This is a genomic window from Streptomyces sp. NPDC002138 (assembly GCF_040296485.1).
In the GTDB taxonomy this organism is placed as follows: Bacteria; Actinomycetota; Actinomycetes; order Streptomycetales; family Streptomycetaceae; genus Streptomyces.
The window spans coordinates 1-14434 of sequence record NZ_JBEOXE010000113.1; the positions used below are offsets into that span (position 1 = coordinate 1).

Sequence of the window (14434 nt, forward strand, 5' to 3'; positions counted from 1 at the left end):
CTGGAGGTCGGCGCCTCGCGGACCACCGCCGTCGGCTCGCTCGTCGACCGGATGGGCATCCGCTGGGCACCGATGGTGCTGCGCCTGACGGGCCGCAGGCTGACCGCGCGGCCCCCGGCCCGGCCGCGAAATCCGGCTGACGCCGAGTGGTACCGCGCGGTACCATCGGCTCATGGCCGGTCTCAATGTCAGGTTCACCGAAGAAGAGCTGGACGCCCTGCGCGAGCGCGCCGAGGCGGAGGGCCGCAGCATGCAGTCCTTCGCGCACGAGGCGGTGATCGCGGCCGTGAACGAACACTCCCGGCTGTTCAACGAGGCGGCCGAGCACGTCCTGAAGGTCAGTGGTGAGCTGAACCGGCGGCTCGCGTGACCCGTTACCTGACCCTGCCCGAGGTGCTGAACCTCGCGGAGCGGCTCGGGACCAGTGACGTGCGCGATTACGGGCTGCTCGACTCCGCGCTCGCGCGCCCCCGGTCGAGCGTGTTCGGCCAGGACGCCTACCCGGACGTCTGGGAGAAGGCCGCCGCCCTGATGGAGTCGCTCGCCCGCAACCACGGCCTGGTCGACGGCAACAAGCGCATCGCCTGGTACGCGGCCTGGGTCTTCCTCCACATGAACGGCCACCCCCTCGACGCCGGTTTCGACGTCGACGAGGCCGAGCGCTTCGTGCTGGACGTCTGCCAAGGAGCGCTGGACGTACCGAAGATCGCCGCGCAGCTGCCGCGGTTCGCCCGCTGACGCGCCCGGGCCCCCGGCCCGCCGACCCGCGGAATGTGACGCTCGCCGCACCCGCCGAGGTCACGGCCCCGCGTCTCCCGCGGGCCCCGGCCGGGGCCGGTAAGGTGGCCCGGTTGTCCTACGTACGACCGCCTGCCGCCCGTACCGACGCCCGTACCGCCGCCCGTAATGGATACGCCACCGAGAGCCCGAACCGGAGACCGTGACTACTACCGCCTCCCACCACCTCTCACCCGCCTTCCCCGGCCGCGCGCCGTGGGGCACTGCCAGCAAGCTGCGTGCCTGGCAGGAGGGTGCGCTCACCCGATACCTCGAGACCCAGCCGCGCGACTTCATGGCCGTCGCGACCCCCGGCGCCGGCAAGACCACCTTCGCGCTGACCCTCGCGTCCTGGCTGCTGCACCACCACGTCGTGCAGCAGGTGACCGTCGTCGCGCCCACCGAACACCTCAAGAAGCAGTGGGCGGAAGCGGCGGCCCGGATAGGGATCCGGCTCGACCCCGACTACTCGGCGGGGCCGCTCAGCAAGGACTACCACGGGGTCGCCGTCACCTACGCGGGTGTCGGCGTGCGGCCGATGCTGCACCGCAACCGGTGCGAGCAGCGCAAGACCCTGGTGATCCTCGACGAGATCCACCACGCCGGTGACTCGAAGTCCTGGGGCGAGGCGTGCCTGGAGGCCTTCGACCCGGCGACCCGGCGGCTCGCGCTGACCGGTACGCCCTTCCGCTCCGACACGAACCCGATCCCCTTCGTCACGTACGAGGAGGGGAACGACGGCATCCGGCGTTCCAGCGCCGACTACACCTACGGCTACGGGAACGCGCTCGCCGACGGCGTCGTGCGGCCCGTGATCTTCATGTCCTACAGCGGCAACATGCGCTGGCGCACCAAGGCGGGCGACGAGATCGCCGCCCGGCTCGGCGAGCCGATGACCAAGGACGCCATCTCGCAGGCCTGGCGCACCGCGCTGGACCCGCGCGGCGACTGGATGCCGAACGTGCTGCGCGCCGCCGACCAGCGCCTGACCGAGGTCAGGAAGGGCATCCCGGACGCGGGCGGCCTGGTGATCGCCGCCGACCAGGAGTCCGCGCGCGCGTACGCCAAGCTGATCCGGGAGATCACCGGGACCAAGGCGACCGTCGTCCTCTCCGACGACACCGGCGCCTCGAAGCGGATCGACACCTTCAGCGAGGACGGCAGCCGCTGGATGGTCGCGGTCCGGATGGTGTCCGAGGGCGTCGACGTACCGCGCCTGGCGGTCGGCGTGTACGCGACGACGATCTCCACCCCGCTGTTCTTCGCGCAGGCCGTCGGACGCTTCGTGCGATCGCGCAGGCGCGGCGAGACCGCGTCCGTGTTCCTTCCTACGATCCCCTACCTCCTCGGCTTCGCCAACGAGATGGAGGTCGAGCGCGACCACGTCCTCGACAAGCCGAAGAAGCAGGGGGAGGAAGACCCCTACGCCGACTCCGAGAAGGAGATGGAGGAGGCGAACCGGCAGGAGGACGAGGACACCGGCGACGAGGAGCAGATGTCCTTCGAGGCGCTGGAGTCCGACGCCGTCTTCGACCGGGTGCTCTTCGACGGCGCCGAGTTCGGGATGCAGGCGCACCCCGGCAGCGAGGAGGAGCAGGACTACCTGGGCATCCCCGGGCTGCTGGAGCCGGACCAGGTCCAGCTGCTGCTGCACAAGCGCCAGGCCCGGCAGATCGCGCACAGCCGCCGCAAGCCGGACTCCGAGGCGGACCTGCTGGAGCTGCCGGCCGACCGGCGGCCCGTGGTGTCGCACAAGGAGCTGCTGGAGCTGCGCAAGTCGCTGAACACGATGGTGGGCGCGTACGTCCACCAGAGCGGGAAGCCGCACGGCGTGATCCACACCGAGCTGCGGCGGGTGTGCGGCGGGCCGCCGAGCGCGGAGGCGACGGCCGGGCAGCTGCGCGAGCGGATCAAGAAGGTGCAGGAGTGGGCCACCCGGATGCGGTGACCCGGCGGTGAGCCGGCGGGAGGGGGCCCGGGCGCGTGTGTCGCGCCCGGGCCCCCTCCCGCCGTTCCGCTCGTTCTACCGCAGGGTGTTAAGCGGTCGGGCGACGGCGGCGGCCGGTGCCCGCGACCAGGGCGGCGCCCATGGCGAGGGCCACGCCCGCGCCACCGACGGCCCAGGTGGTGGCGGCGTCGGCGCCGGTCTCGGCGAGCTGGCCACCGGTGGTGCCGGTGCCCGTGCCGGTGTTGGTGGTGTGGTCGACGACCGGGGTGGTGGTGCCACCGTCGGGCTTCGGGTTGTTGGTGTTGCCACCGGTGTTGCCGTTGCCGTTGCCCTGGTTACCGCCGGTGTTGCCACCGCCGGTGGTGCTGCGGGTGATCTTCGAGTACTCGATGGCCGTGTCCGACCAGGTGTCCTCGTCGGTGTTGCTGCCGCCGGAGACTGCGAACAGGATCTCGCCGGCCGGGGCGTTCGCGCCGAAGCGGACGCGGACGGAGAGCTCCGTGGCGCCCTTCGGGAGGCTGATGTCGTCCGTCAGCAGGGCGACGGGGGTGCCGTCCTCGGAGACGATCTCGGTGTTGTGCCAGGCGCCGCCCACCAGGACCTGGACCTGGACGTCCTTGCCCTTCAGCTTGGCGTGCTCGTCGGCGACGGCCAGGACGAGGACGTAGCTCTTCTGGGCCTTGCCGTCGTTGTCGACGGTGACCTTGAAGCCGGTCCACTCGCCGCCCGCCTTGAAGGCGGACGGGACGCCCTTCAGGCCCAGCTTCGGGCCGGTGGCGGCCACGTCGTCCTCGTCGTCCAGACCGGTGCCGATGCCCGGGGCCGGGACGGGAGCGGGGACCGGCGGGACGACCGGGGACGGGGGGAGGACCGGGACGACCGGGGCCGGCGGGAGGACCGGGGCCGGAGCCGGGGCGGGCTTGGCGTCGGCGACCGGGGCCGGGGTGTCGGCCTTGACCGGGGCCGCCGCGTCGTCCTTCGTGAGGTCGGTGTCCGGGGTCGTGACGGAGGTGGTCCTGGCCTCGTCCGCCATCGCGGGCGTGGCCATGAGGACCGTCGGACCGACCACGGCCGCGGCGGCCACGACGGCCATGCGCTTGAGATTCATTGGTGTTTCTTCCCTCCCGTGTGGCTCCGGGCGATTCGCCCGACCCCACCCCAAAAATCTTTTTGAACACGCTCAGAGTAATAGCTCTTTAAACCGCTTTTACGCCGGGGTAGGTCACGAAATGACACACGGGCCAGGATCGAATCGGCATATACGGGCATCAGGCGCCCGGATTCTGGACGAGCCCTTCCGCTGAGCGGACCCGGTCGCTACTGTCCCCGCAATGAAACGCCCCGTGGCAGAGCCGCCGCGGGAGCGCAGCCGGTGCCATGGCACGTACCGGCGGCCTCTCCGTGCGTCGCCGAAGGGATACGGCAGCGCTCCACCCCGCGAGAGTCACCGCCGCTCACCGAAAGAGGGAGAGGCGTCGTGACCGCGGAGACCTCCCAGACTCTCGACAGAGGACTCAGAGTCCTCAAACTGCTCGCCGACACCGACCACGGTCTGACCGTCACCGAGCTGTCCAACCGACTCGGTGTCAACCGCACCGTGGTCTACCGCCTCCTCGCCACGCTCGAGCAGCACGCCCTGGTCCGCCGCGACCTCGGCGGCCGCGCCCGCGTCGGCCTCGGCGTACTGCGGCTGGGACGTCAGGTCCACCCGCTCGTGCGCGAGGCGGCCCTGCCCGCACTGCGCTCCCTCGCCGAGGACATAGGGGCCACCGCGCACCTGACCCTCGTCGACGGGACCGAGGCGCTCGCCGTGGCCGTCGTGGAGCCCACCTGGACCGACTACCACGTGGCCTACCGGGCGGGCTTCCGTCACCCGCTGGACCGCGGGGCGGCGGGCCGGGCGATCCTGGCCGCCCGTCAGGGCTCCTTGATCGAGCCCGGGTACACCCTCACCCACGGGGAGCTGGAAGCGGGCGCCAGCGGCGCTGCCGCGCCCCTGGTGGGCATCACGGGCCTGGAGGGCAGCGTCGGCGTCGTGATGCTCGCCGACGCCGTGCCCGAACGGGTCGGTCCGCGGGTCGTGGACGCGGCCCGGGAGGTCGCCGACGCGCTGCGCTGAACCGGAGCGGGCACCCGGCGGCTAGATTGACCGGGTGCTCTCTCGTCTCACACGCATGCCGCGTCCCGCCGCCCTGGCCCTCTGCGCCGCGCCCCTCGTCGGGCTGCTGGCCGTGGCCGCCCTGGCGCCCCTGCCGTTCGTCCTCGCGAGCCCGGGGCTCACCACGGACGTACTCGGGGCGAAGGACGGCAAGCCCGTCATCACGGTCACGGGCGCGCCGACCCGGGAGACGGCCGGTCACCTGCGGATGACCACGATCCTCGCCACCGGCCCGTCCAGCACGGTCGGCCTGGCCGAGCTCGTCGACAACTGGTTCCGGACGGACCGCGCCGTCATGCCCAAGGAAGCGGTCTATCCGACGGGCGGGAGCGACAAAGAGATCAGCGCGCACAATATGGAGGAAATGACCAAATCGCAGTCGGCGGCCGCCCAGGCCGCCCTCGGCTTTCTCCACAAGAGCCCCGACACCGTGAAGGTCGAACTCAACCTCGCCGATGTCGGAGGCCCGAGTGCCGGACTGCTCTTTTCCCTCGGCATCGTCGACAAACTCGACGGGGACGGAAAGGGCGGCGACCTCACCGGCGGCCGCGACATCGCCGGTACGGGCACCATCACCGCGGACGGCGAGGTCGGCGCGGTCGGTGGCGTGGCCCTGAAGACCCAGGCCGCCGCGCGGGACGGCGCGACCGTCTTCCTGGTCCCGAAGGCGGAATGCTCGGACGCCCTGTCCGAACTCCCCGACGGGCTGAGGCTGATCCCCGTCACGACCCTGACGGAAGCGGTCAGCGATCTGCGGGCACTGAACCGCGGGGAAGCGGTCCCGTCCTGCTGAGGCCGGCCTCGCCGAGGCCCGCCCCACCGACGTCCGTACCGCCGAGGCCCGCCCCACCGATGTCCGTACCGCCGAGGTCCGCCACGCCGAGATCCGGCCCGCCGGGCCGCGGCTTCTCCATCGCCCGCCAGGCCGGGAAGACCAGCGGCGCGAGGGTCGTCAGCAGATAGGCCCCGCCGAACAGCAGCAGCGCCGGCCCGATGCCCCAGCCCTCGACCAGCAGACCAGCGGCAAGTCCGCCCAGCGGCATGGTCAGTTCACAGCCCGCCGTGGTCACGCCCGCCACCCGGCTGCGCAGTTCCTCGGGCACGTGCTCGTAGATCACCGTGGTGAGCACCGGGTTGAGCACGCCCGCCCCGAGCCCGGACAGCGCCATCGTCACGGCCAGCGGCAGGGTGGTGTCGGTGAGGCCCGCCATCACATAGCGCGGAGCCCCGCAGAGCATGAAGGCGATCGCGAACACCAGCCGCCGGGGCAGCCGGTCGCCCCAGGCGCCGTAGAGCAGCGCGCCCAGCAGCGCGAAGCCGCCGAACAGCGAGATCAGCAAGCCGATCGCGGTGGCCCCGCCGAGCGACTCGCGGCCGTGCACCGGGAGCAGTACGGCGCCCCAGGCCTGGTCCATGCCATTCGTCAGCATGACCATGAAGGTGATGCCCAGCAGCAGACGGGACTTGAGCAGGAACGCCCACCCCTCGCCCAGCTCGGCGCGGTACTCCGCCAGGGACACCGCCCCGGCCCCGCGCCGCGGTTCCGCCGCCGGTATCCCGCGCAGGAACGCGCCGACCAGCAGCGCGGACGCCCCGAAGGTGGCCGCGTCCAGCAGCAGGACGGACTCCGCCCCGAAGAACGCGATGAGTACGCCCGCCAGCGCCGCCCCGATCATCCGCGCCCCGCGCGACACCGCGTCGTAGAGCCCGGCGGCCCGCGTGAGGGTGGTCCCCGCGTGCGCGGCGAGGTCGGGCAGCAGCACGCCGCGGGCGGTCAGCCCCGGGGTGTGCACCAGGCCGCTGACGGCCATCAGCGCGCACAGCATCCAGAACTCCAGGGCCCCCGCGTAGTGCAGCAGCGGAACGGCGCCGACGGCGAGGGCGCAGACCAGGTCGGAGATGACCGAGACCCGGCGGCGGCCTGTCCGGTCGATGACCGGTCCTCCGACGAGAGCGGCCACGATGACCGGCAGGGTGGCGCAGAAGGCCACGACCCCGGCCCGGCCGGCGCTGCCCGTCGTCTGGAGCACGAACCACGGGACGCCGATGAGGGTGAGCGAACTGCCCGCTATCGAGATGGTGTTGGCGGCCAGGACGGCCGCGAACGGGCGCCGGCTCATGCCGCGTGCGGGTGGGCGGAGCCGCGGCCGTAGCCCTGGTCGAGCAGCCGGGTCCCGGCGGCGACGAGCGCCTTGCCGAGCAGCGTGCGCACGGCCGGGGCGGGGGTGGTGTCGCCCTCCCGGGCGTGGATCAGGGCGAGGCGCCGGGTGGTGGCTTCGGCGGCTCCCGCGGCCAGTTCGTCGGCGCGGGCGGCGTGGAGGGCGGAGTGGGTCTCGGCGGGAGTGAACGCGTACATGGCAGGACTCTTTCCGGCAGGAGGGGTCGGGGCAATCGGTTTCCCAGGTGGTGCCGTGCGGTTGGTGCGGGGTCCGGCGTCAGCCGGAGTTCCGCGGGAAGGCGTGGGTGTGGAAGCGGACCGTCGCGGCGTCCTCCGCGCCCTCCGCGGGCGCCAAGTCGCGGTAACTGTTGATCAGGTCGTGCAGCTTGCCGATCAGTTCCTGCGTCTGGCCGGAGGTCAGCCGCAGCGTGAAGTCGCTGAGGTCCGTGCCGCGCCGCCACTCCGTCGACCAGTTGTGGGTGCTGCTGAGCCACGCGTTCATCTCCTGCGCGTGGGTCGTCGCGATCTCGTGCAGGAACATCTCCGCGGCGCTGCGCGTGGCCGGGTCGGCGTCGTCCATCAGCGTGTCGTCCAGGGCCGTGCCCTCATGGGCGGCCCGCCACCAGCGCTCGCGCCCCTTGCCGTGCTCGGGCGCGTCCTCGACGAACCCGTGGGCGGCGAGCTGGCGCAGGTGGTAGCTGGTGGCTCCGCTGGACTCGCCGAGCCGCTCGGCGAGTTGGGAAGCGGTGGCGGGTCCGTCGTGGCGCAGGGCTGCCAGCAGCCGCATGCGCAGCGGGTGGGCGAGACCCCGCAGGGTGTGCGCGTCGAGGTGACGGACCTTGGGCGTGGTGGGTGTGACGGGCGTGGGGGCGGTGGTCGGGTGAGGTTCGCTGTCGTCGGGCATGACACCACCGTAGACTTACAAAGGACCCTTTGCAAGCACTTCTTTGCACAGGTTTCTTTGTAAGTTCCTCACCCCTTCTTGATGAACCCCTGTCCGATCAGCCAGTCCTTCGCCACGTCGTGCGGGTCCTGCCCCTCCACGTCCACCTTCGCGTTCAGGTCCTGCGCCACCTCGGTGGTGAGCCTGCGCGACAGCGGGTCCAGCAGCCGTGCGATCACCGGGTACTTGGCGAGGGTCTTCGCGTGGAGCTCCGGGGCCGCGTTGTAGTGGGGGAAGAACTTCCTGTCGTCCGCCAGGGTGTCCAGGTCCATCGCCTTGATCCGGCCGTCCGTCGTGAACGCCTCGCCCAGCAGGCACGAGTCCGACGTCGACACCTGTGTGTAGATGATCCCGGCGTCCATCTTCCGCACGTTGGCCGCCGGGATCTTCATGTCGTAGGCCCGCTCCATGCCGGTCAGGCCGTCCTCCCGCGAGGCGAACTCGTTCTCGACGCACACCGTCACCGCCCCCGGGTTCTCCCGGGCCAGCTTCGCCATGTCGGACATCGTCCGCAGGTGGTACTTCGCGTTGTTCTTCTTGCTGATCGCCAGCGTGTAGGTGTTGTCGAGGGTCGACTGCGGCAGCCACGCCACGCCGTTCTTCACGTCCGCGGTCCGCACCGCCTCCCACTGCGCGCGCGGGTCCTCGATCGGCTCGGCGTTGCCCAGGTAGGTGATCCAGGCCGTGCCGGTGTACTCGTACATCGCGTCCGCGTCGCCCTTGACGATCGCCTCGCGCGCGCTGATCGAGCCGGGCAGGTTCGTCCGGTCCAGGACCTCCGCCCCGGCCGCCTTGAAGATCAGCCCGATCATCTGGCCGAGCACGATGTTCTCGCTGAAGTTCTTCGAGGTGACCGTCAGGGAGGCGCCCTTGAGCGGGAGTCCCTGTCCGACCGAGCCGGGGATCACGTCGTCCACCAGCGGCGATCCGCTCTTGAGGCCGCACCCCGAGACCGCCGCGAGCAGCATCGCCGCCGCGACCCCCGCTCCGATCCCCGCCCGTACGCCGTGTGCCGTACCCATCTACGCCTCCAGCCCGCGCGGCGTCATGACCGTCTCGGCCAGCGCGGCCAGCCAGTCCACGAACAGGGCCAGCGCCACCGTCAGCACCGACCCCAGCACCAGCACCGGCATCCGCTGCGTCTGGATCCCCGAGGTGATGAGGTCGCCGAGGCCGCCGCCCCCGCCGAAGGTGGCCAGGGCCGCCGTACCGACGTTGAGCACCAGGGCCGTCCGTACGCCCGCCAGGATCAGCGGGACGGCCAGCGGCAGTTCCACCTTGCCCAGCGTCCCCATGGAGGACATCCCGATCCCGCGCGCCGCCTCCACCAGCTGCGGATCGATCGCCCGCAGCCCCGCCACCGTGTTCGACAGCACCGGCAGCACGGCGTAGGCCACCATTCCGATGATCGCGGTCGAGGAGCCGATGCCCAGCCAGATCACCAGCAGCGCCAGCAGTCCGATGGCCGGGGTCGCCTGGCCGATGTTGGCGAGCGCGATGACCGGGGGAGCGGCCTTGCGCAGCCCGCTCCGGGTGAGGGCGATCCCCAGCGGGATCGCGATGATCAGCACCCAGAAGGTGGAGATCGCGGTGAGTTGGATGTGCTGCCAGAGCCGGAGCTGCACGTTCCCGCCGCTGAGGGAGTTCTCGGCGATCGTGTCCAGGTGGATGCTGGTGATCCACAGGTACGTCGCCAGCAGTACCAGCGCCAGCGCGACCGGCAGCACGAACAGCTGGGACCGGGTGATCCGCCGCCGCCGGCGCCCGGCCGGGGCGCCGAGCGGCCCCGCCGCCCCGCCCTCCGGACCGCCGCCCGGGCCGTCCCCGCCGCCCAGCCCATGGCCGCCCGGCTCGTCGTCGTCGCCGTCCAGCCCGTCGTCGCGGAGGCTGTGCCCCGTGGTGCTCATGACGTACCCGCACCGCCCTCCAGCTCTTGTTCGGTGTGGTGGTGGCGCAGTTCCTCCAGGTCGTGCTGGTGCTCGGCGGCCGCGAGCCGGTCCGCCTCCAGCATTTCGTGGACCGAGTTCATCAGGGTCTCCATGTCGACCACCCCGATGTACTCCCCGCGCCGCCCGGTCACCGCCACCCGGCCGCCGCTGTCGGTCAGGACCGCCTCCAGCGCGTCGTGCAGCGTGGCGTCCCGGGTCACCGTGTCGTGCACCAGCTGGCCCGCCCGCGCGAGGGAGCCCTTGGCGCGCATCAGGTCGCCGCGCCGCAGCCACTTGTAGGGGCGGCCGCGCCGGTCCAGCATCAGCAGCTCGTTGTGCGGGCCGGTGCGCAGCTTGTTGAAGATCAGCTGGAGCGGGTCGTCGACCGTCACCGTCGGGAAGTCGGCGATCTCCACCTCCCGGACCCGGGTGAGGTTGAGCCGTTTGAGGGCCGCGCCCGCGCCGACGAAGCCGGAGACGAAGTCGTCGGTCGGGTTGGTGAGGATCGCCTCGGGGGTGTCGAACTGGGCGATGTGCGAACGCTCGCGCAGCACCGCGATCCGGTCGCCCAGCTTGATGGCCTCGTCGAAGTCGTGGGTGACGAAGACGATCGTCTTGTGCAGCTCGTGCTGGAGCCGGATCAGCTCGTCCTGGAGGTGGTCGCGGGTGATCGGGTCCACCGCGCCGAAGGGCTCGTCCATCAGGAGTACGGGCGGATCGGCGGCCAGGGCCCGGGCCACGCCCACGCGCTGCTGCTGGCCGCCCGAGAGCTGGCGCGGATAGCGGCCGTGGAATTCCCTCGGGTCCAGGCCCACCAGGTCGAGCATCTCCTCGACCCGGTCCTTCACGCGGGACGTGGACCAGCCGACCATCTTGGGGACCAGGGCGATGTTCTCGGCGACCGTCATGTGCGGGAAGAGCCCGGACGACTGGATCGCGTACCCGATCTTGCGGCGCAGTTTGACGGGGTCCATGTCGGTGACGTCCTCGTCGCCGATCCGGATCCGGCCCGAGGTGGGCTCGATCAGCCGGTTGATCATCTTGAGCGTCGTGGACTTCCCGCAGCCGGAGGGGCCGACGAAGACGACCGTCTCGCCCGCCTTGATGTCCATGGAGACGCCGTCGACCGAGGGGCTGGGGTTGCCGGGGTAGCGCTTGGTGAGGTTCTCCAGCTGGATGGTCGCCCCTGAGGCCGAGGAAGGGGAAGCGGCGGTGGAGGACGGCGCGGCGGTGGTCTCGGGCGGCTCAGACACGGATTCCCCTCGGGATGGTGAGACGGCCGAGCAGGACGTACGCGGCGTCGAAGAGCAGGGCGAGGATGACGATGCCCACGGTCCCGGCCAGCACCTGGTTGATGGCGTTGGCGCTGCCCAGTGAGGCGATCCCGCGGAAGATCTCGTTGCCGAGGCCCGGGCCCGAGGCGTACGCGGCGATCGCGGCGATGCCCATGAGCATCTGGGTGGAGACGCGGATGCCGGTCAGGATCGGCGGCCAGGCGAGCGGCAGCTCGACCCTCAGGAGCCGTGCGGTACGCGACATGCCGATGCCGGTGGCGGCGTCGACGAGGGCCGGGTCCACGCCCCGCAGGCCCACGATCGAGTTCCGGACGATCGGCAGCAGCCCGTACAGGGTCAGCGCGATCACGGTCGGTGCGACGCCGAGCCCCACGAGCGGGATCAGCAGGCCGAGCAGGGCGAGGGAGGGGACGGTCAGCACGGTGGCGGTGGAGGTGATGGCCAGGTTGCCCGCCCAGCCGCTGCGGTAGGTGAGGACGCCGATGGCGATGCCGAGCGCGGTCGCGATCACCATGCACTGGAAGACGGCGCTGGCGTGCTGGAAGGCGTCGGTGAGCAGCTGCTGGTGGCGGTGCGACAGGTAGGCCCAGAAGCTCACGCCGCGTCACCTCGCCCTTCGTGTCGTCCAGCCAGGTCGGCCCTGTGGCGTCCGGCGGGGCCGGCCCGGGGCCGGCTCAGTCGTCCTCGGCCGCCTGTTCGACGAGCGGGATGATCCGCAGGGGCACGGGATTCTCCATGACGATGGCTGTCGAAGCCCGCACAATGCCATCAAATCCGACAACCCGGTCGATCACCCGCTGAAGATCCGCGTTGGACCGGGCCACCAGCCGGCACAGCATGTCCCCGTGGCCCGTCGTGGTGTGCAGCTCCAGGACCTCCGGCACCCCGGCCAAGTGCGCCCGTACGTCCGCGCCTTGCCCCTGCTTGATCTCCAGCGTGGCGAAGGCCGTGACCGGGTAACCGAGCGCCGTCGGATCCACCTGCGGGCCGAAGCCGCGGATGACGCCGTTCGACTGAAGACGGTCGAGGCGCGCCTGCACCGTGCCGCGCGCCACGCCGAGCCGCCGGGACGCCTCCAGCACCCCGATGCGGGGTTCCCGGGCGAGCAGTACGAGGAGCCTTCCGTCCAGCCGGTCGATTCCCATGGGCTTCCCCTCGTCGGTCATGAGCTGGTCATCCTGTACGGATGCTGCACCCATCCTGCGGTCTGACAGGACAATCTGTGCAGTGAAAATACGAACTATTGCGCAGCTTGTGGTTCGGCGGGACTCTGCGCTCATGACTGAGACCCTCGATCACGCCACGGACGCCGCACGCTCGGCAGACCCCTTCCCGGTCAAGGGAATGGACGCGGTCGTCTTCGCCGTCGGCAATGCCAAGCAGGCCGCGCACTTCTACTCCACGGCCTTCGGCATGAAGCTGGTCGCCTACTCCGGACCGGAGAACGGCACCCGCGAGACCGCGAGCTACGTCCTGACCAACGGCTCCGCGCGCTTCGTCCTGACCTCGGTCATCAAGGCGTCCACCGACCACGGCCGGTTCATCGCCGAGCACGTCGCCGAGCACGGCGACGGCGTCATCGACCTCGCCATCGAGGTCCCCGACGCGCGCGCCGCCTACGCCTACGCCGTCGAGCAGGGCGCGCGCGGCCTGGACGAGCCGTACGAGCTCAAGGACGAGCACGGCACGGTCGTGCTGGCCGCGATCGCCACCTACGGCCAGACCCGCCACACCCTGGTCGACCGCTCGAACTACACCGGCCCCTACCTGCCGGGCTTCGTCGCCGCCGAGCCGATGGTGACCCCGCCCGCGAAGCGGACCTTCCAGGCGATCGACCACTGCGTCGGCAACGTCGAGCTGGGCCGCATGAACGAGTGGGTCGCCTTCTACAACAAGGTCATGGGCTTCACGAACATGAAGGAGTTCGTGGGCGACGACATCGCGACCGAGTACTCGGCGCTGATGTCGAAGGTCGTCGCGGACGGCACCCTGAAGGTGAAGTTCCCGATCAACGAACCGGCGATCGCGAAGAAGAAGTCGCAGATCGACGAGTACCTCGAGTTCTACGGCGGCGCCGGCGTCCAGCACATCGCGCTCGCCACGAACGACATCGTGGCGACGGTACGGGCGATGCGCGCGGCCGGCGTGGCCTTCCTGGACACCCCGGACTCGTACTACGACACGCTCGGCGAGTGGGCGGGCGAGACCCGCGTGCCGGTCGAGACCCTGCGCGAGCTGAAGATCCTCGTCGACCGCGACGAGGACGGGTACCTGCTGCAGATCTTCACGAAGCCGGTCCAGGACAAGCCGACCGTCTTCTTCGAGATGATCGAGCGCCACGGCTCGATGGGCTTCGGCAAGGGCAACTTCAAGGCCCTGTTCGAGGCGATCGAGCGCGAGCAGGAGAAGCGCGGCAACCTGTAGTCCGCGTCGGCGGGGCCCCGGGCGGCGCGTGCGCCGGGGCCCCGCCGCCGTATCCGACCGGGGCCCCGCCGCTCAGTGGGCGGACGCCGACGGCGACGGCTTCGCCGAGGGCTTCGGCAGCACCGGCGCCACCCACGGCGTCGTCGGCTGCATGTTCTCCGGCCCGCCCGCCGCCGGCCGGCCCACCGCCTCCAGCGCCTCCTTCGTCTGCGGCCCCCGCAGCGGAGAGAACCGCGGATTGGTCCGCAGCGCCTCCTCGAAGAACCTGCGCGCCGCCGCCACGTCCCCGAGGCCCCGCTCGATCTGGCCCCGGTGATAGGCGAAGTCCGCGCTGCGCACCCCCGGCTCCGTCGCCTTCTTCGCGTACTCCAGCGCGGCCGGATCGTCCCCCGCCCGGTGCAGCGCCCATCCCAGGGCATCCGCCACCTGCATGTTCTTGTGCCGCCCCCACTCCGCCGTCAGCCGCCGCACCGCCGCCGCCGGATTCCCGTGGTCCGCCTCGAACAGGCCCAGGGTCACGTCCTCACCGACCCCGTTCGGCACGCCCTTCGAGGCCAGCGAGGCCAGCAGCTCGTACGGGACGCGCGCCTCCTCCGTGCGGCCCAGCGACTCCAGCAGCTCGCCCAGCTCCAGCGCGAGGTGCGGCACCGGCGCCCGGCCCAGCGCCATCCGGTAGTCCCGCACGGCCTCGCCCTCGCGCCCCAGCGAGGCCAGCGCCCGCGCCCGCCCGCCCCGGGCCTCCGCCTGCGCGGGGTCGGTCCGCAGGGCGCCCTCGAACATCCGCAGCGCCTCCCCGGCGTCCC

At 71.4% G+C, this 14434-nt stretch carries 16 protein-coding genes and 1 pseudogene; 7 read left to right on the plus strand and 10 right to left on the minus strand.

The genetic code is table 11. The features are described 5' to 3' along the window. From ABT084_RS36470 to ABT084_RS36485, 4 genes and pseudogenes are all read left to right on the plus strand, one after another. Positions 1–111, plus strand: a pseudogene (locus ABT084_RS36470) (DUF5936 domain-containing protein); the annotation flags it as partial. A gap of 61 nt (positions 112–172) precedes the next feature. After that, entirely contained in the window at positions 173–370 is a 198-nt protein-coding gene (locus ABT084_RS36475; RefSeq protein ID WP_351053718.1) for an Arc family DNA-binding protein, read from the plus strand. Further along, positions 367–738 carry a type II toxin-antitoxin system death-on-curing family toxin gene (locus tag ABT084_RS36480; RefSeq protein ID WP_351053721.1) on the plus strand — a complete coding sequence of 124 codons (372 nt, stop codon included), beginning with the start codon at positions 367–369 and terminating at the stop codon, positions 736–738. The genes ABT084_RS36475 and ABT084_RS36480 overlap by 4 nt, the downstream gene beginning before the upstream one ends. A gap of 202 nt (positions 739–940) precedes the next feature. Beyond that, on the plus strand, positions 941–2725 hold the full coding sequence (locus tag ABT084_RS36485) for a DEAD/DEAH box helicase (protein ID WP_351053723.1): 1785 nt from the start codon (positions 941–943) through the stop codon (positions 2723–2725). An 88-nt stretch (positions 2726–2813) separates the two neighbouring features. Here the strand turns inward: ABT084_RS36485 and ABT084_RS36490 are convergent, their stop codons facing one another. Further along, on the minus strand, positions 2814–3833 hold the full coding sequence (locus ABT084_RS36490) for a hypothetical protein (RefSeq protein WP_351053726.1): 1020 nt from the start codon (positions 3831–3833) through the stop codon (positions 2814–2816). Positions 3834–4202: 369 nt separating this feature from the next. Between ABT084_RS36490 and ABT084_RS36495 the strand changes: the two genes are divergently transcribed. Both ABT084_RS36495 and ABT084_RS36500 read left to right on the plus strand, forming a co-directional pair. Continuing rightward, entirely contained in the window at positions 4203–4844 is a 642-nt protein-coding gene (locus ABT084_RS36495; protein ID WP_007264382.1) for an IclR family transcriptional regulator, read from the plus strand. A gap of 55 nt (positions 4845–4899) precedes the next feature. Further along, positions 4900–5676, plus strand: coding sequence for a S16 family serine protease (locus ABT084_RS36500; RefSeq protein ID WP_351053729.1), 777 nt, complete (start codon positions 4900–4902; stop codon positions 5674–5676). On the opposite strand, the gene ABT084_RS36505 is transcribed toward ABT084_RS36500, so the two are convergent. The 8 genes from ABT084_RS36505 to ABT084_RS36540 all read right to left on the minus strand — a co-directional run bounded on the left by ABT084_RS36505 (position 5627) and on the right by ABT084_RS36540 (position 12352). Further along, on the minus strand, positions 5627–7003 hold the full coding sequence (locus ABT084_RS36505; RefSeq protein ID WP_351053732.1) for an MFS transporter: 1377 nt from the start codon (positions 7001–7003) through the stop codon (positions 5627–5629). The two genes, ABT084_RS36500 and ABT084_RS36505, sit on opposite strands and share 50 nt — an antisense overlap. After that, positions 7000–7239, minus strand: coding sequence for a hypothetical protein (locus ABT084_RS36510; protein WP_351053735.1), 240 nt, complete (start codon positions 7237–7239; stop codon positions 7000–7002). Before ABT084_RS36510 ends, ABT084_RS36505 begins: the two co-directional genes overlap by 4 nt. 79 nt (positions 7240–7318) lie before the next feature. Further along, entirely contained in the window at positions 7319–7945 is a 627-nt protein-coding gene (locus tag ABT084_RS36515) for an ArsR/SmtB family transcription factor (RefSeq protein WP_351053737.1), read from the minus strand. Between the two features lie 68 nt (positions 7946–8013). Continuing rightward, positions 8014–8952 carry a glycine betaine ABC transporter substrate-binding protein gene (locus tag ABT084_RS36520; RefSeq protein WP_351053751.1) on the minus strand — a complete coding sequence of 313 codons (939 nt, stop codon included), beginning with the start codon at positions 8950–8952 and terminating at the stop codon, positions 8014–8016. A 54-nt stretch (positions 8953–9006) separates the two neighbouring features. Next, entirely contained in the window at positions 9007–9891 is an 885-nt protein-coding gene (locus ABT084_RS36525; RefSeq protein WP_351053740.1) for an ABC transporter permease, read from the minus strand. Beyond that, positions 9888–11165: a betaine/proline/choline family ABC transporter ATP-binding protein gene (locus tag ABT084_RS36530; RefSeq protein WP_502969286.1), complete on the minus strand. Its 1278-nt coding sequence runs from the start codon at positions 11163–11165 to the stop codon at positions 9888–9890. The genes ABT084_RS36525 and ABT084_RS36530 overlap by 4 nt, the downstream gene beginning before the upstream one ends. Next, complete coding sequence (locus ABT084_RS36535) at positions 11158–11805, minus strand: ABC transporter permease (protein WP_351053742.1); 648 nt, start codon at positions 11803–11805, stop codon at positions 11158–11160. Before ABT084_RS36535 ends, ABT084_RS36530 begins: the two co-directional genes overlap by 8 nt. 76 nt (positions 11806–11881) lie before the next feature. Then, complete coding sequence (locus ABT084_RS36540) at positions 11882–12352, minus strand: Lrp/AsnC family transcriptional regulator (RefSeq protein ID WP_351053757.1); 471 nt, start codon at positions 12350–12352, stop codon at positions 11882–11884. 133 nt (positions 12353–12485) lie between these two features. Between ABT084_RS36540 and hppD the strand changes: the two genes are divergently transcribed. Further along, positions 12486–13631: a 4-hydroxyphenylpyruvate dioxygenase gene (hppD, locus tag ABT084_RS36545; RefSeq protein ID WP_351053745.1), complete on the plus strand. Its 1146-nt coding sequence runs from the start codon at positions 12486–12488 to the stop codon at positions 13629–13631. A 72-nt stretch (positions 13632–13703) separates the two neighbouring features. Here hppD and ABT084_RS36550 read toward each other — a convergent pair. Next, the coding region (locus ABT084_RS36550; RefSeq protein ID WP_351053748.1) for a tetratricopeptide repeat protein at positions 13704–14434 on the minus strand (731 nt) is incomplete at its 5' end.